Origin of the sequence: Archangium sp. Cb G35, assembly GCF_001896145.1 — a bacterium.
In the GTDB taxonomy this organism is placed as follows: Bacteria; Myxococcota; Myxococcia; order Myxococcales; family Myxococcaceae; genus Archangium; species Archangium violaceum.
Genome location: NZ_MPOI01000007.1, coordinates 458,784 through 481,445 on the forward strand (window position 1 = coordinate 458,784; position 22,662 = coordinate 481,445).

A 22,662-nucleotide genomic window follows, 5' to 3' on the forward strand; every position below is an offset into this window, starting at 1 on the left:
AGGGGATGCTCCTCGAGAAGCTCTACCTGATCGACCGCGCTCCCCCACTCGCGAAGGCATGGACCGAGGCCTTCGAGGAGTTCGACTTCGTCTCCGTCGTGGAAGGGGACTTCTTCTCCGTTCCAGCCGACGCGATGGTGAGTCCCGCCAACAGCTTTGGCATCATGGATGGAGGACTGGATCTGGCCATCCGGGACACCCTGGGCATCCAGGTCCAGGAGGCCGTCCAGCGGGCGATCGTCGAGCGCCATCATGGCGAGCTCCCCGTCGGAGCCGCGGAGGTGGTGGCCACGGGAGACGAGCGCTGGCCGTTTCTCGTGGCCGCGCCCACCATGCGTGTGCCGGAGAGCGTCGCGCAGACCGTCCATGCCTACCTGGCATTCCGGGCGGTGCTCCTCGAGGTGAAGCGGCACAACAGCGCCGCCACCGCCGCGGGACAGCCCGTCATCCGCACCCTCGTCTGTCCGGGCCTGGGCACCGGAATTGGCGGGATGGACCCACGGCGGTGCGCCGTGCAGATGCGGATGGCCCTCAAGCAGGTTCTCGGACCCTCCCGCATTCCCTCCTTCCGGGAGATCCACCTCGTTCACCGGGCCCTCCGAACGAGCTAGGGCTGCCTGGCTCAACCGCGGACCGCGGAGAGCCTGCGCCTCAACCGGCGCACCCGCTCGACCATGTCCTGGGGCATCACGCGCTTGGCCACCTCGCGCACCTGCTTCATGGCCTCCTCGCGCCGCACCAGCCACTCCCCTCCCCCACCCGGCGACAGCACGCGCATCGACACCGTGCGCCGCTGCTGCGTCGTCCAGTCGGACTTGTAGGACTCGGTGCCGCGCAGGAAGTCGTACTCGCGGAGCCCCGCTTCCATGGCGTCCTTGAACGTCTCGCCCACCAACACCAGGCCCACGCTCCGGTTGCGCCACGCCGGGTCATAGCCGGACTGGAAGTAGATGAACGTGTCCCGGTGCAGGATGCCGTACACCGAGGCCACCGCCTGGCCTCCCACCTTCATCGTGTACATGCGCAGCCGGCCCCGCTCCGCGAGCAGCTGCGTCGCGTCGCGATGGAAGGACTCCACGCCCTTCCCCCGAATGCCCTGCGAGCCTCCATCCGACTCCCACCGCGCCGAGTGCAGCCGGAAGAAGTCCGTCAGCGGCCCCGCCAGCGCCCCCGGCGCCTCCGTCTTCTCGATGCTGTAGCCCGCCTGCTTCTCCAGCCACTTCTTGCGCCGCAGGTAGTTGTCCCGCCGGCTCGTCCGCTTCAGGAAGCCGTCGAAGGACTCGCCCTTCGGCAGCGGCTCGTACGGGCACACGTACCGCGTGGACATCCGCAGGTCCGCCCGGTACTTCTCGAACGTCTCCCGCAGCACCCGCACCGTCACCGAGTCCTCGCGCAGGTCCGTCAGGTCCAGCACGTCCCACTGATCCCTCAGCTCCCACAGGGCCTCGGCGAAGACGCGCGCCACTTCTTCCTCGCGGCCCCTCCGCGCGACCACGTCCAGGTAGTCGCTCCCCACGTGCGTCTCGCCCAGGAACGCCAGCCGCCTCACCGGCCTCCCGAGCACCCAGTGGAACTCGAAGCCCAGCGGCATCAGCCCCACCAGCGCCCCCGTCCGATCCTTCGCCTGCAACACGAAGGGCTTGCGCTCCGCGCCGATCCGCCGGCACCACGGATACAGCCACTCCCATGCGTTGAACGGACCCGCGTTGCTCGCGTCGAGCAGCTCGCCCCACTCGTTCCGCAGCCCCGCGAGCTGGGACAGTTCCCGTACGGTTCCTACCTCCAGCCATTGCGCGGGGCTCGGAGTGGGTGACAGTTCCGCTTCGTGGATCACGGTTTTGACCTCGTGGCTCGAAATACCCTCACCCCGGCCCTCTCCCGGGGGGAGAGGGAGGGATGGAACTAGAGACTTCTGGGATGGTTGTGACGGGTGGAGGAGATCAGCCCGCGTGCTTGCGGGTGCGCCGGTCCTGCGTCAGCGCGCCCCGCACCACCAGCGCTACCTCCGCCATCACCTCCGGCGAGAGATCCTGGTGGCACGGAATCTCCACGATGCTCCGCCTCAACTGCATCACCTCGGGGAAGGCCGAGGCGTCGCACGCCGGGTGCATGTGCCTCCAGAAGTCGATGGCCTCGATCCCCCGCGCGTGCAGCCTCGCCAGCACCTCCGCCTTGTCCTCCACCACCAGCGGGTAGAAGAGCGGGCTCACCCCCGCCGGCAACTGGTTGAACAGCGGCGGAGACACGTCCCTCAGCCGTCCCAGCAGGAAGAAGTAGTTGCGCCTCCTCCGCTCGACGATCGCCTCCAGGTCCTGCGCCTGGGCGATCCGCCTGGCGAACGGGCTCATCCCCAGGTCCACGTGCCTCCTGTCGAAGTGCTGCGTGCCCGTGGCCACCCGCTGGATGTCCGCCGCCTTCACCGCTCCCTTGCCCAGGCTCCGGATGAAGCCGCGCAGCCCGCGCCCGAACCGGCCCCCTCGCAGCTCCAGGTTCTGCAGCAGCGCGGAGACCGTGTGGCTCAGCGTGGACGTGATGGGCGGCGTGGGCGGCTCGGGCAGGCTGTATTGCCTCGGGCCGTTGACGACGAGCGCCCCGCCATGCGGCAACGGCAGCGTCTTGTACAGGCAGAAGATGCCGATGTCCCCCGTCGTCCCCAGCGGCACCGAGCCGTCCGCGCTCAGCAGCGACAGCGCGCAGTCCTCGATGAGCGGCAGGCCGTGCTTGTCCGCGATCCGCCGCATCTCCTCGGCCGGACCGGGGAAGCCCGCGTAGTGCGTGAGGTAGAGCGCCTTCGTGTTCGGCCCGATGCGCCGCTCCACGTCCTCCACGTCCACGTCCCACCGGCTGCCCACCCGGTAGAAGCGCGGCGTGGCCCCCGCGTCCGCCACCGCCTCCACCTCCACACCGTGGTGGTAGGCCGGCATCAACACCTCGCCCTTGTCCAACCCCAGCATCTTCACCGTCAACCACACGGCGTTGCGGGCGAAGTAGAACCAGCGGACGTTGGGCGCGCTGAAGGGCATGAAGCCGCTCGGCTCACCGCGGCCCAGCAACATGCCCGGCCACAGCGTCGGCAGGGCGGGAACGAACAACCGCGTAGTCGTCAGCGCTTCCATTTCGCCACCACCTCCCTGGCCACCGGGGCCCAGCGGAACTTCGCCGCGCACATCGCGCGGCCCAATGCCGTGTCGTTGAAGACGTAGAGCCACGTGTGGCGGCGCACCTTGTCCGTCCAGTCGCGCTTCCACACCATGTCCGGCCCCAGGAAGTCGAACTCGCGCAGGCCCCGCGACATGCAGTCGCGCAGCACGTCCTCCATGAGGAGCTGGCCCGGGCTGCAGTCTCCCAGCGACTCGTCGTAGCCAGGCTTGAGCAGGAAATAGCGCCCGCCGTACTCCAGCGCGTACTGGAAGGCCACCGCCCGCCCGTCCAGCCGCATGTAGTAGAGCGCCAGCCGGCCCGCATACCCCGCCGTGCGCGCCAACTCCGAGTAGAAGCCCCGCGTCCGCCCGTCCTGCGCCATCGCCGTCCCGCGCCGGCCCTTCCAGCCGCTCGCCTCCAGCGCGAAGCCCTCCTCCAGCTTCGACTCCAGGTCGAGCCCGCCCTCCACCCGCTCCACCGTGACGCGGCCCTTCTCCTCCAGCTTGCGGCGCCGGCGGCGGCAGTTGGCCTTGAACTTGGACTGCAGCGTCTGCTGGTACGCCTCCCACGAGCCCGGCAACGGGATGTAGGGCGACTGCAGCGACTCCCACGTCCCCACCGACAGCCCCGCCGCCTTCGCCGCCTCGTACAGCGGCCAGCCGGCTCCACCCTCGGGCACATCCGTGAGCAGCAGCACGTCCCAGCTCTTGTCCGCGCGCAGGTGCGAGAGGAACGCCTCCGCGGCGGCTCCGGGCTCGCGCGCCACCACATCGAAACGGCACGAGTGGGTATTGGCCGCGGCGGACAACTGCCGCACCGGCACGCCATACATCGACGCCCGCCCCGCCATCAGCGGCAGCACGGCGCTCAGCCGTCCCGAGCCGTCGCGCAGCGTCAGCGCGCGCAGCCGCGACTCCGGGGCGAAGTTGTCCACCCATACCCGGATGAACTCGTGACGATAGAAGGGCTCGTCGGCCGTGGACTCCACGAGCGCGTTCCACTCGGGCTCGAGCGCCATGAAGGCGGTCCGGTCCTGCACCTCGATGACACCCGGTGCGGGGGAGAGCTGTCTGGCTTCCATGTGAATGTGTCCGGCTCCTGACGGCGCGGAACCTCCAGGGGTCCGCGTGCGCCGGAAGGTGGTAACGGACGCGCCCGCCCACAACCCACGCGGGCCATTTCCGTCCAGCTCCACGCAGGGGGGACTCCGGAGTCCGGGCGGGGATTTGTCAGCAAGTCGACCCTCCGGCCGATGTCGCCTACTCTCCCGGTCCTTTCATACACACACACCGAGTCACGCATGAGTACTTCGACCCCCCTGCCCTCCACCCCCGCTGGCAAGCACGCCCTCGTCTATGGCGGCAGCATCACCGGGCTGATCGCCGCAGGGGTGCTCTCCCGCCACTTCGAGCACGTCACCCTCGTGGAGCGAGACCACTTCGAGCACGGGCCACAAGCACGCAAGGGCGTCCCCCAGGCGTCGCACGCCCATAGCCTGCTCACCCGTGGCTTGAACGTCCTCGACGAGGTCTTCCCCGGCTTCCGCGAGGATCTGAAGGCCGCCGGCGGGCTCATCCTGGACATGACCGAGCAGCACGCCTGGTACATGGGAGGCGTCTGGGTGCCCCGCGGGCGCATCGGGCTCGATTTCACCTGCCAGAGCCGGCCCCTGCTCGAGTGGGTCATCCGGCAGCGCCTCCAGGCCCTGCCCAACGTGACGGTGCGCGATGGCCGCGAGGTCGCGGGCTTCCAGACGAGCGCGGACAAGGCCCGCGTCACCGGTGTCCGGCTCCAGGTCCCCGGTGGCGGCCAGGAGGAGACGCTCGAGGCCGGGCTGGTGGTGGACGCCAGCGGCCGAGGCTCGCGCGCCCCGCAGTGGCTGGAGGCCCTGGGCTACCCCCGCGTGGAGGAGTCGCACATCCACATCGACGTGCGCTACGCCACCCGCATCTACCACCGGCCCCGCGGCTTCGAGCCCGGATGGGAGATCCTGAGCATCTCGCCCAGGCTGCCCGAGCAGCGGAAGGTCGGAACCATCCAGCGCATCGAAGAGGACCGCTGGCTGGTGATGTTGGGAGGATGGCTGGGCGAAGGCCCCTCGCCGGCGGACGACGCGGACTTCCTCGAGTTCGCCCGGGGCCTGCCCCAGCCGCACCTCTACGAGGCCCTCCGGAACGCCGAGCCGCTCGGGCCCATCCACCACTACCGCTTCCCGCACAACCAGCGGCGTCACTACGAGCGCATGTCCCGCTTCCCCGAGGGGCTGGCCGTGATGGGCGATGCGTTCTGCTCCTTCAATCCCATCTACGGCCAGGGCATGACCACGGGCGCGCTGCAGGCCCAGGCCCTGGGCGAGTGCCTGCGTCAGGGCCTGAGCGGTGTGGCACAGCGCTACCGGCGGCAGGTGGGCAAGCTCCTGCAGGTCCCCTGGAGCATGGCGACCACCGGTGACCTGCGCATCCCCGAAGTGGAGGGCAGGCGCCCACCCGGGTTCGCCCTGACGAACTGGTACGGCGACCGCTTCCAGCGGCTCGCGACCCAGAACCCGGAGGCTCTGAGGACGTTCATGCGGGTGATGCACATGGTCGAGTCCCCCGCCGCCATGGCCTCGCCCCGGACGCTGCTCGAGGTGCTCACCACCTGGCACGCCTCCGATCCCCAGAGGTACGCACCCAAGCCGATGACCGTGGCCAGCAACCAGCCCACCTGAGCAGGCGAGCCTTCACGTGTTCGACGGCCGGGCGGGTTGTCGCCTACGCTCCGGGACCTCATTCGCGGCACCGAGGTCCCCATGAGCACTTCGACCCCCCTCCCCTCCACACCCGCCGGCAAACACGCCATCGTCTATGGCGGCAGCACGGCGGGGCTGATCGCCGCGGGTGTCCTGGCCCGCCACTTCGAGCGCGTCACCCTGGTAGAGCGTGACCGCCTCGAGGACGGTCCCCAGTTCCGCAAGGGCGTACCCCAGGGCTCCCACGTCCACGGCCTGCTCACGCCCGGCATGAACGTCCTGCGCGATGTCTTCCCCGGCTTCCGGGAGGAGCTCGAGGTGGCCGGCTCCTCTTTCGTCGACTTCACCCGGGATCATGCCTGGTTCATGGGCGGCCTCTGGCGCCCGCGAATCCCCTGCGGTCTGCACTTCTACGCGCAGAGCCGGCCACTGCTGGAGTGGGTGATCCGCCGGCGCCTCAAGGCCCTGCCCAACGTGACCGTGCGCGATGGCCGCGAGGTGACGGGCTTCCAGACGAGCGCGGACAAGGCCCGCGTCACCGGTGTCCACCTGCGCATCCCCGGCGGCGGCCAGGAGGAGACACTCGAGGCCGAGCTGGTGGTGGACGCCAGTGGCCGCGGCTCGCGCACGCCCCAGTGGCTGGAGGCCCTCGGCTACCCCCGCGTGGAGGAGACGCACATCCAGGTCGATCTGGTCTACGCCAGCCGGCTCTTCCGGCGGCCTCCTGGCCTCGTGGCGGACTGGAAGATGATGACCATCGCCCCCCAGCTGCCCACGGATCCGCGGATGGCCGTGCTCGCCCCCATCGAGAACGGCCAGATGCTGCTCCTGCTCGGCGGCTGGCATGGCGTGCAACCGCCCTTGGATGACGCCGGTTACATCGAATTCACGCGGACCCTGGCCCAGCCGCACATCCACGAGGTGCTCCAGCACGCCGAACCGCTCGGGCCCATCAACATCTTCCGCTACTCGCACAACCAGCGGCGCCACTACGAGCGAATGCCTCGTTTCCCGGAAGGGCTGGCGCCCGTGGGCGATGCGTTCTGCTCCTTCAACCCCATCTACGGCCAGGGCATGACCACGGGCGCGCTGCAGGCACAGGCCCTGGGCGAGTGCCTGCGTCAGGGCCTGAGCGGTGTGTCCCAGCGCTACCGCCGGCAGGTGGGCGAGCTCCTGGCCACCCCCTGGTCCATGGCGACGACCGGAGACCTGCGCTTCCCCCAGGTGGAGGGCAAGCGCCCCCCCGCGTTCGCCCTGACGAACTGGTACAGCGACCGCTTCCAGACGCTCGCGTGCCTCGACGAGGAGGCCCTGCTCACCTTCGTCCGGGTGATGCAGATGGTCGATCAGCCCACGGCGCTCTTCTCCCCGCGCCTGGTGCTGAAGGTCCTCACCACGAAGCCCACCGCCGCCGATCTGGAGCGAAAGCCGGAGCCGCCCTTCGCCCCGGCCGCCGCCAAGGAGCAGGCGGCCTGAGCGGGCGGCTCCCCCGGGAGGAGCCCTCGTCTACAACCCGGAGCGCGCCATCTTCAGCAGGCAGCGCGCCACCTTGCGGCTGTCGTGACGGATGCGCGGGCACTCCTTGAGGAGGTCCGCCTCCACCGGCACCACGCCCGCGCTGATGAGGGCGCGGCGATCCACCCGGACGGGGAACTGGCCCTTGAGGGCGTAGCGTTTGGCGGCCTCCTCGGAAGGCTGGGCGCCGTTGATCAACACCGCGTCCAGCACCGGGCCCACGTGGTCGATGACGGCGCGCACGTGATCCAGGCAGTCCATGCCGTCCGTCTCGCCCGGCTGCGTCATCAGGTTGGCCACCATCACCTTCAGCGCCCGCGTCTCGCACAGCGCCTGGGCCACCCCGTCCACCAGCAGGTTGGGCATCACGCTCGAGTACAGCGAGCCGGGCCCGATGGCGATCAGGTCCGCGGTGCGGATGGACTCGATCAGCCCATCCACCGGAGGCGGCGAGCGCGGGCTGAGCAGCACCTTGCGGATGCGGCCATGGGCGCGGCTGATGTTGCGCTCGCCCACCACCTCGGTGGCGTCCTCCATCTGCGCCACCAGTTGCACCGGCGAGGTGGTGCTCGGCAGCACCCGGCCCTTCACGCCCAGCAGCTCCCCGGAGACGCGCACCGCCTCCAGGAAGTCCCCCTTGAGCTCGGCGAGCGCGGCGATCAGCAGGTTGCCCACCGCGTGGCCCGCCAGCCCGCGCCTGCCCGCGAAGCGGTACTGGAAGACCTCGCTCAAGGGGCTGTTGGCCTTTCCACCCGCCAGCGCCACCAGGCAGTTGCGCACATCCCCGGGAGGCAGCGTCCCCCGCGTGCGCCGCAGCCGGCCGGAGCTCCCGCCGTCATCACTCATCGCCACCACGGCGGTGATGTCCAGGCCCGGGTCTCCCAGCTTCGGATCCGCGCGCCGGGCCAGGCCGCGCAGCACCATGGGCAACCCCGTCCCTCCGCCCATGGCGACGATCCGCGTCGGCCGGACATCGAGCGCCTGCATCAACTCGTTGCGGTTGCCCGCCCGGCGCTCCTCGCGCGCCTCCCATTCCAACGACTCGAGCATGTCCCATCCCCTCCAACGCCCGTCCCAACCACCACCGCCGGGCCCCCCGGCGGCGTCACTCCACCCGAGCCACTGCGGCCCTTACCGCCCTACCGCGCCCCCCGCGCCAGCAACACGTGCCGCACGGTGTGGAAGATGATGCCCATGTCCAGGAACAGGGAGCCGTTCTTCACGTAGTACAGGTCGAACTCCAGCTTGTTGCGCGCATCCTCCACCGAAGCCCCGTACGGGTAGCGGATCTGCGCCCACCCCGTGAGTCCGGGCTTCACCGCCTCACGCAACCCATAGAAGGGAATCTGCTGTTTGAGCTGCTCGACGAACACGGGGCGTTCCGGCCGGGGCCCCACGAAGCTCATGTCGCCCGTCAGGATGTTGAACACCTGGGGAATCTCGTCGATGCGCGTCTTGCGGATGAAGCGGCCCACCCGCGTGACACGGTCATCATTCGCCCGGGCCCACACCGCGCCGTCCTTCTCCGCGTCGGTGCGCATGCTGCGGAACTTCCACAGCTGGTACGTCCTGCCATTGAGCCCCACGCGCTCCTGCCGGTAGAAGAGCGGCCCCTTGGAGTCCAGCTTGATGGCCAACGCCACCAGCAGCAGGAAGGGCGCGGCGCACAGCAGCAGCGTCGAGGCCACGAGGATGTCGAAGACGCGCTTGGCCCACCGGCGGGGGCGCGACACCGTCAGCTCGTCCGCGAAGGCGAAGTCACTGGTGCGCAGGTGCGCCACCGGGAAGCGGCGCAGCACCCGCTCGCAGAAGCCGGAGGCCTCGTACACCCGGCGCCCGGCCAGACGGCAGCGCAGCAGCGCCTCCATCCAGTTGGCCCCGCGCATGTCATCCGCCGCCTGCACCACGAAGCCGGCCCCGAGCCGCTCGGCCGTCACATCCACCGGCTCGGCCGGCTGGCCGTTGGCCCGCGGCTCGCGCGGATCCACCAGCGCCACCACCTGGAAGCTGTCCTCACCGCCCTGCTCGATGGCGGTGGCCACCGAGCGCGCCTTGAGGCCATCCCCCACGATGAGCACGCGGCTGGGAACCCCCACCACCGCGCGCAGCGAGGCGCGCACCAGCAGCGTGCCCACCAGGGCGCCCACGGCCCCGCCCAGCAGCGCCCCGGGCGGCAGCCGCACCGGCAACACCAGCGGCAGCGCCAGCATCAACAGGCCCACCACCGCCGTCGTGACACCCGCCGCCTTGAGCAGCCGCGCCCCACGGCCCCGGTCCTCCGCCGCCACCCGCAGGTTGTACAGATCCATCAGGTACAGCGAAAACTGGAAGGTGGGGACGAACGTGGCCCCCAGCAGCAGCAGCCCCGGCATCGCCTGGTTCAGGGCCAGGTGGGTGTCCGCCGGCGCCAGCATCCTCGCGCAGGCCGCCGCTCCCAGCAGACACGCCAGGGCGATGGCGGCGCCCTCGATGATGAAGAGCGTCAGCTTCCTGGATGAAAAGTAATGATGGAATACCCGAAGCACGTATCTCCCTCCGACCGCCTCGCCCAATTCCCCCCTGTCCTGCCCGGCGGCACCCGGCCACGCGCCTCCTGCCCGCGTGGCCGGATGCACTCCGCGTCCGCTACTTCCGGACGTAGTTCTTCAGATACGGCGTGTCGCTCATCTCCGCGCCGTTCAGCACGCAGCCCAGGATGGGCGCCCCACCCAGCTGCTCCACGGCCTGGTTGACGGCCCCGGCCGGGGTGACGTTGGCGCGCACCACCATGAGCAGACCGTCCGTCTGGTGCCCCAGGATGGCCGAGTCCGCGAAGGGCAGCGTCGGCGGCAGGTCCATGTAGACCTCGTCGAAGTGCTCGCGCACCACCTTGAGGAACTGCTTCATCTTCCCACTGGCCAGCGCCTGGGTGGGCTCCTCCGGCGTGGAGCCCGCGGTGATGACGGCCATGCGCGTGGCGTGGAAGCGGCGCACCAGCTCGCGCACCTCGCACTCGCCGCTGAGCAGCTCCGACAGGCCGGGCCGCCCCTTGATGCCGAGCACGTCCGCCACCTGGCCGCGGCGCAGGTCCGCGTCGATGAGGAGGATGCGCCGCTCCGGATTCGCCCGGGCCGCCGCCAGGGCGAGGTTGACGGTGGTGACCGTCTTGCCCTCGCCGGGCATGGCCGAGGTGACACCCACCACCTTGAGCGGACGCAGCTCGCGCATCCGCTCCAGCCGGTAGTAGAGGCTGCGGTACTGCTCCGCCGCACCCGACGCCGGCGCCGTCAGCGACACCACCCGCCTGTCCACCGCGTTGGGCGAGCCCGCCGCGTCATCCACCCGGGGAAGGAAATTCCCCGCCCGATCCATTTGCTGCTCCATTCCATTCCTCCCGGATTCCGCGTTGTTCACCCGAAGTCTCCTAGTTGAGCGGCGAGTCGGACGAAGAAGACGTCACCACCCCATTGCGGTTCCCCGTGGCGGGCATCAGCACCCGCTTCTCCGCCTTGCCCTGCATGTTCGGGACCACCGCGAGCACGGGGAGCGGCAGGCGATCGCGCAGCTCCTGGGTGTCGCGGATGCTGTCGTCACGCATCTCCATCACCACACCGGTGAGCACTCCCGCGCCCAGGGCGAGCAGGAAGCAGATGAGCAACCCGCTGACGCGGTCCGGCTTCGCCGCCGCCACCGGCACGCCGGCCGGGGAGATGGTGGAGAAGAGGCTCTCGGCGCTCTTGGCCTCGAGCTCCTGGGCCAGCTCCGCCTCCACCCGGCGGGACACCACGCTCTGGTACTTGGTGCGGGCGATCTCGTAGTCCCGGTTCAGCACGCCCAGCGCGTGGGCCCACTGCGGGGTGCGATCCAGGCGGGCCTGGTAGTCCTTGGCCTGCAGGTGCAGCCCCTCGATCTCCTTCTGGATGTTGGTGATGAGCTCGGCCACGCGGGTGCGCTCCTGACGCTCGGCCCACTGGCGGCTCTCGGCCTCCTTGCGGCGCTCACGCATGGTGGTGAGCTCCTGGTTGAGGCGCTTCACCTCGGGGTGATCCGCCGTCCACGAGGAGCGGGCGGCCACCAGGCCCTGGGTGAGGGTGCTCTCGGCGGCCTCGAGACGGCCGGCCTCGCTGTCCGCGGCGTTGCGGGCCCGCGCCAGGTCGGAGCGGCGGGCCTCGGCCACGCGCAGCTCCTCGGACTTCGTCTGCAGCAGGGCGCCCACACGCTCCAGGCCGCGCATGTTCATCTCCAGCTGCTCGGGCAGCTCACCCTGGTGGTCCACCTTGAACTGGGCGATCTTCTTCTCCCACTCGGTGACGCTCTTGGAGAGCGAGACCACCTCGTCCTCGAAGAGCTTGGTGGCGCGCGCCGCCTGCTCCTGGCGGGACTTCATCGCCTGCTCGGCGAAGAGCTGCGGCAGCCGGTTGGCCACCTGCGCCGCCACGTTCGGATCCGTGCTCGAGTACGTCAGCTCGAAGGCGCTCTCCCCCTCCACGCGCACGGTGATGTCCTTGCGCATGCGGTTGACGGCGGACTCCATGCCCTTCTCCGAGACGATGTCCGGATAGAGGTTCATCTCCTCGATGGCCTTCTGCAGCACCGGCCGCGCCATGAGCTCCTGGCGGACGGTGAGCAGCCGCTGCTCCACCAGCTCACTGACGGTGCGCTGCACCATCTCCTCTCCGGGGCGCTGGTGCTGCACGCGCACCACCGCCGTTGCCTCGTACACGCTCGGCTGGCTCAACACGATGGCGGCTCCCACCGCGAAAACTCCCAGCACGATGGCCCCGACCAGCACCTTCCGGCGCCACAGTGCCTTCAGCACCTGGTCTGCCGTCATCCCACGCTCCATGTGCGCTCCTCCTCCTCGCTCCACGTGTCACCAAGCCTTCATGTGCAGCCGGATCGCCGCGACGTTCCGGGTCAGGTTCACTCCCGCCGCCACTTCCTCTTCCATCCCCACCTGCGAGATCCGATCCACGGCCGCCTGCATCGACACATACCGGTTGATCTCGTACTCGAGCCCCGCGCCCAGCGCGTAGCCCTGGGCCACTCGCGCCCCCCCATCCCAGGTAAAGGCCCCCTCCCCTGGCGCGCGTCCATTGCGGAAGAAGCTGGCCATCCCGTAGACGGATATCCGGTCGCTGAAGTGCCGGTTGAGCACCAGTCCCGCGAAGTCCGCCCACAGCGCGTTGGTGAAGCCACTGGCTCCCACCAGGTCATGCCCCGCGACGAAGCCCAGGTCGAACGGCCCCGCCTCGTGCAGCAGCTCCAACCTCATCCGGGGAATCAGCCCCCGGGTCCCATCCCCGGAGTCGAAGGACACCGGGCCACCACGAGCCGTGAACGTCGTCTGCCGCGACAGCCGGTAGCGCAGCGCACCGAAGACACCGTGCGCCTGCTGGAAGTTGTCGCCGAAGACGAAGCCCTGGTAGCGGTACTCCACTCCCAGCGACAACCGCCGCGTGGTGCGCAGCCACAGCTCCGCGAACGGGGTGTGCACGAAACCGGCGACACTGCCCGGCACCTGCACCCTCACGCCCTCGAAGTTGTAGCCAGCCGCCACGTCCACCACCCGGCTCAGCCGCCCCGACACGTACACGCGCGACTGGCCGTAGAGCACCGGGTCCGTCGAGCGGGCCACGCTGTCACGCGGCAGCGAGGCCGGGTCCGTCACCCGGTAGATGCTCCCGGACGCCTCCACCCGCAGGCGGCGCGACAGCCGCTTGTTCACCATCAGCCCGCCGCGGTGATCCAACGTCACCCGGCCACTGCCATGCCGCATCAGGAGATCCGCCGCGTAGTAGCTCTCCAGCTTCAGCGTCGGATCCTTCATGTCCAGCCCGATCCGCGGCGTGATCTTGGTCATCAACTGACCACCCGTCGCGCCGGCGGTATTGAGCCGGAAGTCATCGTCGTAGCGCTCCTCGAGCGACACCCGGGCCCGAGGCTCCACCACCGTGCCCGCGAGCGCGGCCGGAGAGGTCCCCACGACCGCCGCCGCCGCCAACCATCTCTTCCAGGAAACCCTCACGGCACCCTCCATCCCCACGCACCCACCCAGACCACGCTCCGCGGTGCTCCCGTTCCGTTACGGCACGATGATGGTGTCACCGGGCCGAAGGATGAGCGGCTCGTACTTCTCCGGCTCCTCCACCAGGTCGCGGTAGCTCACGGAGATGTAGTCGCCCTGCGTGGCGCCCTCCACGTCACCCGAGCCACCCGTACCCGAGCCCTCCGCCGTATTGGCCTGCTTCGCCGCCGAGCGGCGCAGCACGACGATGGCGTCGCGGTCCGCGAAGTCGGTGAAGCCGCCCGCCAGGGCAATGGCCTGGAGGATGGACACCCGGCCACGCAGCGGGTAGGCGCCAGGGTGCGTCACCTCGCCGGTGATGAAGACGCGGCTGCTGTTCACCTCGCGGACGATCACCGTGACGCGGGGATCCTGCACATACGGCTTGAGGGCCTCGCGAACCTCATCGGCCAGCTCGTTGGGCGTACGGCCCTCGGCCTTCACCTCGCCCACCATGGGCAGGGAGATGAAACCATCGGGGCGCACCGGCAGCGTGCGCGAGAGATCCGCGTCACGCCACACCGCCACATCGAGGACGTCCTCACGGCCGATGCGGTACGGCTGGTCCGAGTTGTCCACCCGCGCCGTGCCCCGGTGGGCACACCCCGACAGGAGGAGCAATCCCAGCACCACCCACCACCTCGCGCTCGTCTTTCCCATCGCTCGCCTCTCCCAAAGTCCCCTGCCTCCCAAAAAGACAGGGACCACATGTTCGCGGGAGGCATTAGCAGCGGGTGTGCCAAAGCCTTCGAGCAGGCAAAGTCCCCGGATCGTCATGGGTTACGCGCTACACCCCTACGGAAGCGGGTGGGATGTCCGGGAAAAAATTCCGGCATCACCCCGAGGGGCGGGTGCGGATCACACGCCGGGAGGCCCTCACAAAGGGAAAGAGTTTTCCCACCCCGTGCCAGGGCTTTTCCCATTCCCCCCGGGGGAAGACGTGGCACGCCACTTGAAGCCATCCCTGGAGGAACCCGGGCGCGGGAAAGGCCCGGGAGAGAGAGGAGTGGACGGAGGCTATGAGCAAGGCGGCGGCGGGGGCGGTGGTCGGGATGTTCGTGGTGGGAGCGGGAATGATGGCGCTGCTCGGCTCGGTGCTGGGCACCTACGCGGAGGCGGCCTCGCTCGCACTGGTCGGCGCGGGCCTGTTCGCGGGCAGCTCCATGCTGGGCAGCGGCAAGGAGACGGTGCCCGCGGCCGGCATCGCCAAGGAAGCCTGAAAAAGCTACGGGGGAAGGCTCGCGGAGTGGAAGGGAACTCCGCGAGCCCTTCAGGCACGGCCTTCTAGCGTGAGTCCTAGAAGTTGGCCTGGTAGCAGAAGAAGTTGCCGTTCGTGAAGTAGAAGCCGGTCGAGACGGACGTGCTCGTCGAGGGGTAGCAGAGGTTCACGACGAGCTCGGCGCGTTCCCGGTTGTCTCCCGACACGGTGTAGTTGCCCGCGGCCGACAGCATCAGGTTGGTGGCGTCCACCATCGTTCCATCGACCCGCACGAAGAAGAAGCCGCCCAAGCCATCGCGAGTCGTCGGGAAGGGCCTGTTGTTGTACGCCGAGAGAGCGATCTTCACCTGTTTGGGCGTCGTCGGCCCGCAGTAGGCCGAGTCCGTCACGACGCCCATCAGCCGGGCATTGTAGAGGATGGGGCCCGTGGTGCCGAGATTACCCTTGCCCGAGAAGCTCTCGTAGTTGGCGCAGGTAGGGGCCGGCAGCGGCGTGCACTGGTTCGTGCCGCAGAAGTGCGTGCCGTAGTCGCAGGACGACTGACCCTCTCCGGTGCAGGGAGCACCCGTACCGCCCCCCGCCTGGCACTGCCCCGTCGACGTCTCGCAGATCTGCCCCGTGGCGCAGTCCACATCCGACGTGCACCTCGGCGCGCACACCTTCTCCTGGTTCGAGCACACCAGGTCAGGCGTGCTGCGGTACAGGTTGCACAGCACGTCCGTGGAGCACTTGCAGATCTTCTGGGAGCTGGTGGCGCTCATCGGATCGCACGTCTTCGCGGAGTCCGGGCAGTCCACGCTGCTCTCGCACGTCCGCACGCACGCCTTCGCCGTGGGGTGGCAGATCTCCCCCTCCAGACAGTCCGTGTCGGCCGTACACGACAGGTCCCTGTCCACCACCTTCTCCTCGCACCGGCCCGTCGCCGTGTCACACGTGTGGCCCTCGCCACAGTCCGTGTCCTTGGTGCACTTGGGCACACAGACCTTCGACGTGGGATCGCAGAACTCCGACGCCAGACAATCCGAGGCGTCCCCGCACGACGCGCCTCCATCCGCCCCACCGTCCGTTCCACCATCCCCGCCACCGTTCATCCCGCCATCCGTCCCACCGTCCGTCCCGCCATCCCCCGCACCGGTGTCCCCGCCATCCATCCCACCATCCGTTCTGGCCACGCACTGGCCTGTCGCCAGCTCGCACTGCTGGCCCGCGGCACAGTCCGAATCCTGCGCGCACGTGTCGTCGGGATCGCTGGTGGGGCAGCCCGCCATCACCACACCCAGCACGGCGAGCATCCACCCGGTCTTCCAAAGCTTCATGCTGACTCCCCCCTCTCGGGATCGCGTACGGCGTTCGCGTCCCCCTGCTACCACACTCGCCGCATCGAACCGGATGCGAACAGGCCCTGATGGGCGGCGTGCATGGGCCGGTGGTCGCGGCGGTACTGTCCTCCCGGTTTCACTGCCGGTAATTGCTCCCGTCCAACCCGAGGGCCCGTGAAGCGCTCGTCTGCTAGGGTGCGCCGCCATATGGCCACCCCCGAGCTCCGCACCCTCTACCCGCCCATCGAGCCCTACAACACCGGCCGCCTCCGCGTGTCCGACCTCCACGAGCTCTACTTCGAGGAGAGCGGCAACCCGAAGGGCAAGCCGGTCGTCTTCGTGCACGGTGGGCCGGGCAGCGGCACGGATCCCAAGCAGCGGCGTTTCTTCGATCCGGCGGCGTACCGCATCGTCCTCTTCGACCAGCGCGGCTGCGGCAAGAGCACGCCCTTCGCCTCCGTGGAGGAGAACACCACCTGGCACCTGGTGGAGGACATGGAGACGCTGCGCCGCCACCTGGGCATCGAGAAGTGGCAGGTGTTCGGCGGTTCGTGGGGCAGCACGCTCGCGCTGGCCTACGCGCAGAAGCACCCGAAGCACGTCTCGGAGCTGGTGCTGCGCGGCATCTTCCTGCTGCGCCAGCAGGAGATCCGCTGGTTCTACCAGCACGGCGCGCACACCATCTTCCCGGACGCGTGGGAGGACTACCTCGCGCCCATTCCTCCCGAGGAGCGGGGGGACCTGGTCCAGGCGTACTACCGGCGATTGATGGGGGATGATCCCAAGGTGCGCCAGGAGGCGGCGAGGGCCTGGAGCATCTGGGAAGGCCGCACCAGCTACCTCGCGCCCAACGCGAACTACATCGCGCACCTGGGCGAGGACGACTTCTCGCTCGCCTTCGCGCGCATCGAGTGCCACTACTTCGTCAACCGTGCCTTCCTGCGCAGTGACACGCAGCTGCTGGACGACGTGCCTCGCATCCGCCACATCCCGGCCGTCATCGTCCAGGGCCGCTATGACATGTGCTGCCCCATGGACAGCGCCTGGGCGCTGCACAAGGCGTGGCCGGAAGCGGAGCTGAAGATCATTCCGGACGCGGGACACGCGGCGTTCGAGCCGGGCACCACGAGCGCGCTCGTCGAGGCCACGGACAAGTTCCGCCGCTAGACAGGAGCACCTGGCCGTGGCGCGAGCACTGAAGCGGCGGGACCACGCCCACCGCTCCGGGCTCAGCCGCCGTGCTTCTCGATGAGCTTGCCGATGCGGGGAATGGCGGCCTCGACGTTCTTCTTCGCCGTGCCGCGCAGCTTCTCGTAGGTGCCCTTGACGAGGCCGCTCTGCGCGTTGCGGACCTTGCCATCGGTGATGGTGAGCAGGGCATCCGCGGCGCGGCCGGAGTTCGCCGCGATGTGCGCCCCTACCGGCCTCCCGCCCGTCTTGGCCTCCTGGTAGAGCGGATCCAGCGCCTTGGCGAAATCGGGGAGGAGATCCTCCACGGCGTGCCGGATGAAACCCGGCTTGATGTTCTTCACGGCGCTGTAGCCCGCCTTGATGGCGAGCCCCGAGATGCCGCCCTTGTCGGCGACCTCGGCGTCGATGAGCGTGCAGCAGTCATCAATGACGGCCGCCTTCTTGTTCTGGTTGGTCAACGTCTCGGTGAGTGACGCCATCGAATCGTGCCTTTCGTTCACTGGACGGAACGCGCCCGGAGGCCGCGAAGCCCCGTCCGGTCCGCCCGGGGCGCATAGCACAACATTCCACGCACGGGAGGGCTCTCGCGCCTCGGTGCGATGCGTCAGGTAAACACCCGGGGAGTCCGAATCAAGGAGGGGACGCCCCGGGTGTCCGGTCCCGTCACGTGACGTAAGCGCGATCCCCCATGCCACCGCCAGTGGGCTTGCCCCAGTTGCGGCTTTCCCGCAGTTTGTGTGAATCCTCGGCATCCCGTGGAGAGGACCATGAGCGACAGACATCCTTTTCAGGGCAACTGGGTAGCACGCCTGTACGAGCGGGTCCGCGAGCGGGGTTACGATTCACTCACGGCCTTCGCCGAGGCACGCCCCACCGCGTCGCTGGTGGCTCTGGCTGAGGATCTCGGTCCGGACGACGTCGCGGGAGTGCAGGTGTTCAAAGGACTGGTGGCTGAAGCAGAGCGAAGTCGTCGGATCACACGCCTGGTGCGCGGACAACTCGTGCGAGAACTGTGGGCGTGTCTCCCAAATGGCTGGCCGGCGGTGCTCGACGACGCAAACCGCTTCGACGTCGCCCATGCACTCGGCGCTTGGGTTACCTTCACCCCAGAGACCCATAAGGAACGCGCCGACAAGGCCGGCGATGCACTCCTCGCCACGCCGCCGCATCCCGGCTGGCGCCCTCTCGGCCCCGACGATGAGTTGCTGCTCACGCTCCTGCCTGACGAGGAAGTCTGATCCTCCCCTGCCCCCAGGAGAGAGCACCCTCCGCCGAAACGGGGGCACAGGAGAGCCCGGTGAGCGTGGCTGGCGGACTCAACGGGGGATGCGCAACGGCATCCCCCGCTTCCCAGGGAGCCCGCTCCAGGACGGGAGCCGCTCACTGTTTCGGAGCGATGGAGACCTTGAGGCCGTCGCGCCAGATCTTGTGATCGTCCGCGTAGTAGAGGTACGCGCGGCTCGCCGGACCCGTGTAGGTGCCCGGCACCGCCGCGATGAGCGACAGGGGCACCTCCAGCTTCTTCCGCGGCTCCATGCCCCTCCAGTAGAGAACGACATCGCGGCCGATGACCTCGTAGGAGTCCACCGTGTGCTTCTTCACCAGCTCCTTGAGCTGGTCATGCCGGACCTCGAGCCCCCCCGGCACGCCGAAGATCGCCACCGTGGTGGACAGCTTCTGGTCGCTCCGGTTCGTCACCCAGACGCGCGCCTCGGTCGGCTCGCCCTCGGTCAGGGCCGTCTTCGCCAGCGCCACCTCCAGGTCCACCCGGGTGTCCGGCGAGCTGGCCGGCACGAGGGCGTTGTACGTGACCTCGATCGAGTAGGGCATCTCCGAGCCGCCTTCCATCCGCAGCTCGATCTTCCGCTCACCCGCGGTGACCAGCTCGGACACGTCCGGCAGCTTGAGCGCCTCCTGCGTCTTGCCATCGAACTTCACGGCGCCGCCCACGGGCCGGCCGTCCACGTAGACACGCACCGAGCCAGGCGCCCGCTTCGCCCCGCGCGCCTGGTCGTAGGCGACGATGGCTCGCAGCGCGAGCACCGTGCTCTGGGTCGAGCCATAGCGGCCCCCCTCGCACGAGTCCGCCAGGAACCGCATCGAGCGCTCCACGTTCCCCGCATGGGCGGGCTCCCTCAGCCAGGCCAGCACCGCCAGCGCGGTGGTCTCGATCTGGAGCGTCTCTCCCATGCTGCCGACGATCGACTGCGTGCCCCCCTCCACCACCCCTGTCTTCCCCTGCTTCTCCGCGAGCCGCTCCATGAGCTTGCGGGCCTCGCCCCCCTCCCCCGCGAGCGCCATCACGTTCGCGGCGAGCGCGAGCACGTAGCTGTTCTTGCTCTTGATGGCGGCCGCCTTCAACGCCCCCACCTCCTTGGAGAGCTCACGGGCCTGCTCCGCCGGCTTGTCCGCGCTCTCCAGCAGGGCCCAGAGGATGTAGGCATTGGAGGTGTCGGAGTCCTCGATCCAGGTGTGGAGCGCACGCCGCTTCCGCTCGAAGCCGCCCTTGCCATCGCGCTGTTTGAGCAGCCAGGCCCGCGTGCGCTCGAGCATGGCGGCGTCCACGTCCCGCACCTGCTTCATGTCGCTGAAGTGCATCAGCCCGAACGCCGTGAGGGCCTCGTGGCCCGGATTCTCGCCGAACCACTCGTAGCCCTTCTCCGAGCACTCGAAGCCCACCAGCCGCTTGTAGCCCGTCTCCAGCTTCTCGCGCGCCGACGCCACCAGCTCGGGGCTCACCCCGCTGTGCGTCTGGAAGTACTGCTGCGCCATCGTCATCGGATAGGTGGTCGAGCTCGTCTGCTCGAAGCAGCCGGAGGGCTCCTGGATGAGCCGGGCCAGCGACTCGGTCATGTTGGCCAGCGGCGAGGGGTACACGGCGATGGAGGTCTTCACGCTGCCGCGCACGTGGTTGGCGGGCAGCGTCACCGCGTGCACCACCGGCTGCCGTGACGACATCAGCCCGCCGAACGAGGCCCGGATGGGGAAGCCATTGGGCTTGATGCTCAGCGTGCGCTTCACCGTGTCCACGTAGTTGCCCGCGCTCGCCGTGAGCGTCACGTCCACGGGTCTGGATTGAGCACCGACCTTCAGCTCCAGGATGCGCCGGGCCCGCTCGTTCGCGGCCAGGTTCATCGCACCGAGGGAGGACGCCTTCACATCACCGCTCAGGCCCACCTTCACCGCCGCTCCCTTGAGCGTCTCGGACGTGCCATTCACCAGCGCCAGCGGCAGTTGGATCACATCCCCGGACGTCACCTCGAGCGGCAGCTTGGGCTCGACATAGAAGGGCTGCACCGACTCGATCGTGGCCACGGCCGAGCCGAGCGCGCCGTCATCCCCTACGGCGCCCGCGAACGCCTTGAAGCTGGTGACCGAGTCGTTCAGGCCAAACGAGACGCGGATCTCTCCCGTCTTCTCGCCGGTGCGCACGCCCGCGTTCCAGAAGAGCGTCTCCGTGAAGTCCACGCGATCCCCCGCCTTGCGCCCGGGCCGCACCGTGTGGGCGTACTCGCGGAAATAGACCCAAGGATCCATGACCATCCCCGCCGCCGCTATCTCCTCCGCTGGCATCTCCCTGTCCGCGGCCCTCGCCTGCTGCCGAGGGGCTTCCTTCCTGGCCCTGCGCTCCGCCGCCACCTTGTTCGCGGGCGCCACGGGTTTCGCGGCGACGGCCGCGGGAGGCGGAGCCATCACGGGCTCGGGAGCTGGCACGGCTGGGGGTACTGGCGCGGCCTGGGCCACCGGCGCGGCCTGGGGCACCGCTGCGGGCATGGGAGGCGGCGCCCCGGCCATCTCCTCGACGACGGCCCCCTCGAAGACCGGTTGAGGCGGCAGTGGCATCCGGACGGCGAGCACGCGCCGGGCCAGCTCGCCATGCTGGGCCAGGAACTGCTCGGCGTCCGCCAGCGCGAATCGCCGCCAGCCCTGGGTGCCCAGCAGCAGGTCCACCGCCCGCTTCGCCTTGGGGTTCTTCTCGTCGAGGTAGATCTGGGCGTCGGCCAACTCCTTCACCTCGGGCTCGAGCAGCACCATCACCGGCAACTGGGGCGCCTGATCCCGCTTCTCGATGAGCTCCAGCACCGCGTCGTCCGTGACGGTGAGCATCACCAGCGCCGGGACCGGCTTTCCTCCGCGCGTCGTCCGGGCGGTGAGCTCCACCCGGTCGCCCGGCACGTAGCGCGGCTTGTCCGCCTTCAACTCGATGGACAGGGCCTTCGCGGGCTGGCGGAACACCAGCCGCTCCGCGAGCGGACGGCCGTCGGCGTCCCACACCGTGGCGATGAGCACCCCGTCCGCGTCCTTCGGATCGAGGATGACCCGCTCGTTCGGGTCCACCCTCGACGAGGCCAGCTCCACCTCACGGTGGCTCAGGGTCACCTTCGCCTGCTTCACCCCCGACAACCCCACGGTGAGCACCACGGGCTGTCCGGCGGGGATGACGTCCTCGCTCGCACGCAGGACGGCGCCCCGGGGCTTCACCTCGGGCAGAGGAAAGGGCCCGCGAATGCCCGAGGGCTCGTCGATGCGCAGCCCGTACTTCACGCCGGCCTTGGGGGTCAGCTCGAAACGGCCCCGGCCCTCGTGCTCCGAGCGCACCGGCGCCACCACCTCGCCCGTGGCCAGATTGATCACCGCGCCGGACAGGTCCGCGGGCTTCTGCGCGGGCGTCAGCGCCTGGAAGTAGACGCGCGAAGGCAGTCCCGCCACCAGGTCGCCGCCCTCCGGATACAGGGTGAGATCGAGGGTCTGCAGCAGGATGGGGATCGTCTTGGCCGCCGTCTCGACCACCCCACCGTCCTCGATGGCGAAGGCCAGAGAGCCCTCACCCCGCTCGATCCGGCCAGGCAGCTTGAAGCTGACGGTGCACAAGCCCCGCGCATCGACCACGCCCATCACCTGCGCCGCCGTGGCGCCATCCACGAGCGCGGTGGCGGTGACCCGGGCACCCGAGGGAACACCCCCCTCGGCACGCTTCACGTCGAGCGTGGCGGTGACCGTGTCCCCCGGTCCGTAACCGTCGCGGAGGAACTCGATCTGCGACTTGAGCCGGGGAGCGCGGTATGCCCGCACATCGAACTTGCGCTCAGCGGGGGCTTCACCCGTGTGGGGATAGGAGACGCGGAGCGTGTACTCACCCCCGGCCATGTCCTGCGGAATGGTCCACGAGTAGCCCCAGACCGAGGCGTCGCCCCCCACCCTCGTGGAGGTGACGACGTCCCCCTTGGGACCCCGGATCTCCACGTTGGCCATCACCGGATATCTGAAGGGGGTATGACGGCGGGCCTCGAGCAGGAGTCCTCGCGCCATCACCTGCTCACCGGGCCGGTAGAGGGGCTTGTCGGTGCTGATGAAGGTCAGATGGCGGTCGGGCCCGCCGAGGGAATCCGTGTCCGCCCGGGCGGCCAATACCTGCTGCTGGACGGAGGGAAAGGCGATGCCCACGGCGACGAGGACGAGGAGGGCACGTGGGACGACGTGTTCGAGCATGAAATTCCCT

At 69.3% G+C, this 22,662-nt stretch carries 18 protein-coding genes; 6 read left to right on the forward strand and 12 right to left on the reverse strand.

Annotated features, from left to right (window positions below; all coding sequences use genetic code 11):
* The first annotated feature begins 5 nt into the window (after nt 1–5).
* A complete protein-coding gene (locus tag BO221_RS23380; RefSeq protein ID WP_073562687.1) occupies nt 6–611 on the forward strand; it encodes a macro domain-containing protein in 606 nt (201 codons plus the stop codon).
* An 11-nt stretch (nt 612–622) separates the two neighbouring features.
* Here BO221_RS23380 and BO221_RS23385 read toward each other — a convergent pair whose 3' ends face one another.
* The 3 genes from BO221_RS23385 to BO221_RS23395 all read right to left on the reverse strand — a co-directional run bounded on the left by BO221_RS23385 (nt 623) and on the right by BO221_RS23395 (nt 4,222).
* Nucleotides 623–1,834, reverse strand: coding sequence for a GNAT family N-acetyltransferase (locus BO221_RS23385; protein WP_073562688.1), 1,212 nt, complete (start codon nt 1,832–1,834; stop codon nt 623–625).
* Nucleotides 1,835–1,940: 106 nt separating this feature from the next.
* Nucleotides 1,941–3,116: a DegT/DnrJ/EryC1/StrS family aminotransferase gene (locus tag BO221_RS23390; RefSeq protein ID WP_073562689.1), complete on the reverse strand. Its 1,176-nt coding sequence runs from the start codon at nt 3,114–3,116 to the stop codon at nt 1,941–1,943.
* Entirely contained in the window at nt 3,104–4,222 is a 1,119-nt protein-coding gene (locus BO221_RS23395) for a GNAT family N-acetyltransferase (RefSeq protein ID WP_073562690.1), read from the reverse strand. The genes BO221_RS23390 and BO221_RS23395 overlap by 13 nt, the downstream gene beginning before the upstream one ends.
* Nucleotides 4,223–4,441: 219 nt before the next feature.
* Here BO221_RS23395 and BO221_RS23400 point away from each other — a divergent pair, with 219 nt between their 5' ends.
* The gene (locus tag BO221_RS23400; RefSeq protein WP_073562691.1) at nt 4,442–5,851 is read left to right on the forward strand and encodes an NAD(P)/FAD-dependent oxidoreductase; all 1,410 of its coding nucleotides are present in this window, start codon (nt 4,442–4,444) and stop codon (nt 5,849–5,851) included.
* An 81-nt stretch (nt 5,852–5,932) separates the two neighbouring features.
* Nucleotides 5,933–7,348, forward strand: coding sequence for an NAD(P)/FAD-dependent oxidoreductase (locus tag BO221_RS23405; RefSeq protein ID WP_073562692.1), 1,416 nt, complete (start codon nt 5,933–5,935; stop codon nt 7,346–7,348).
* 30 nt (nt 7,349–7,378) lie between these two features.
* Here the strand turns inward: BO221_RS23405 and yvcK are convergent, their stop codons facing one another.
* The 6 genes from yvcK to BO221_RS23435 all read right to left on the reverse strand — a co-directional run bounded on the left by yvcK (nt 7,379) and on the right by BO221_RS23435 (nt 14,093).
* Nucleotides 7,379–8,437, reverse strand: a complete 1,059-nt coding sequence (gene yvcK, locus BO221_RS23410; protein WP_073562693.1) for a gluconeogenesis factor YvcK family protein — start codon at nt 8,435–8,437, stop codon at nt 7,379–7,381.
* Nucleotides 8,438–8,526: 89 nt separating this feature from the next.
* A complete protein-coding gene (locus BO221_RS23415) occupies nt 8,527–9,912 on the reverse strand; it encodes a sugar transferase (protein WP_073562694.1) in 1,386 nt (461 codons plus the stop codon).
* Nucleotides 9,913–10,012: 100 nt separating this feature from the next.
* The gene (locus tag BO221_RS23420; protein WP_073562845.1) at nt 10,013–10,750 is read right to left on the reverse strand and encodes a CpsD/CapB family tyrosine-protein kinase; all 738 of its coding nucleotides are present in this window, start codon (nt 10,748–10,750) and stop codon (nt 10,013–10,015) included.
* A gap of 40 nt (nt 10,751–10,790) precedes the next feature.
* The gene (locus BO221_RS23425) at nt 10,791–12,212 is read right to left on the reverse strand and encodes a Wzz/FepE/Etk N-terminal domain-containing protein (RefSeq protein ID WP_073562695.1); all 1,422 of its coding nucleotides are present in this window, start codon (nt 12,210–12,212) and stop codon (nt 10,791–10,793) included.
* Nucleotides 12,213–12,239: 27 nt separating this feature from the next.
* Nucleotides 12,240–13,394 (reverse strand): hypothetical protein, encoded by a 1,155-nt coding sequence (locus BO221_RS23430; protein ID WP_143195630.1) that lies wholly within the window; start codon nt 13,392–13,394, stop codon nt 12,240–12,242.
* 57 nt (nt 13,395–13,451) lie between these two features.
* Entirely contained in the window at nt 13,452–14,093 is a 642-nt protein-coding gene (locus BO221_RS23435) for a polysaccharide biosynthesis/export family protein (RefSeq protein WP_073562697.1), read from the reverse strand.
* 359 nt (nt 14,094–14,452) lie between these two features.
* On the opposite strand from BO221_RS23435, the gene BO221_RS23440 reads away from it, so the two are divergent.
* Nucleotides 14,453–14,653 carry a hypothetical protein gene (locus BO221_RS23440; RefSeq protein WP_073562698.1) on the forward strand — a complete coding sequence of 67 codons (201 nt, stop codon included), beginning with the start codon at nt 14,453–14,455 and terminating at the stop codon, nt 14,651–14,653.
* A 76-nt stretch (nt 14,654–14,729) separates the two neighbouring features.
* Here the strand turns inward: BO221_RS23440 and BO221_RS53920 are convergent, their stop codons facing one another.
* On the reverse strand, nt 14,730–15,968 hold the full coding sequence (locus BO221_RS53920) for a hypothetical protein (RefSeq protein ID WP_143195631.1): 1,239 nt from the start codon (nt 15,966–15,968) through the stop codon (nt 14,730–14,732).
* A gap of 210 nt (nt 15,969–16,178) precedes the next feature.
* Between BO221_RS53920 and pip the strand changes: the two genes are divergently transcribed.
* A complete protein-coding gene (gene pip, locus BO221_RS23450) occupies nt 16,179–17,138 on the forward strand; it encodes a prolyl aminopeptidase (RefSeq protein WP_073562700.1) in 960 nt (319 codons plus the stop codon).
* 62 nt (nt 17,139–17,200) lie between these two features.
* Here pip and BO221_RS23455 read toward each other — a convergent pair whose 3' ends face one another.
* Complete coding sequence (locus tag BO221_RS23455) at nt 17,201–17,641, reverse strand: hypothetical protein (protein ID WP_073562701.1); 441 nt, start codon at nt 17,639–17,641, stop codon at nt 17,201–17,203.
* 288 nt (nt 17,642–17,929) lie between these two features.
* Between BO221_RS23455 and BO221_RS23460 the strand changes: the two genes are divergently transcribed.
* A complete protein-coding gene (locus BO221_RS23460; RefSeq protein WP_073562702.1) occupies nt 17,930–18,400 on the forward strand; it encodes an NUDIX hydrolase in 471 nt (156 codons plus the stop codon).
* 142 nt (nt 18,401–18,542) lie between these two features.
* Here the strand turns inward: BO221_RS23460 and BO221_RS23465 are convergent, their stop codons facing one another.
* On the reverse strand, nt 18,543–22,652 hold the full coding sequence (locus tag BO221_RS23465) for an alpha-2-macroglobulin family protein (RefSeq protein WP_083681289.1): 4,110 nt from the start codon (nt 22,650–22,652) through the stop codon (nt 18,543–18,545).
* Nucleotides 22,653–22,662 lie beyond the last annotated feature (10 nt).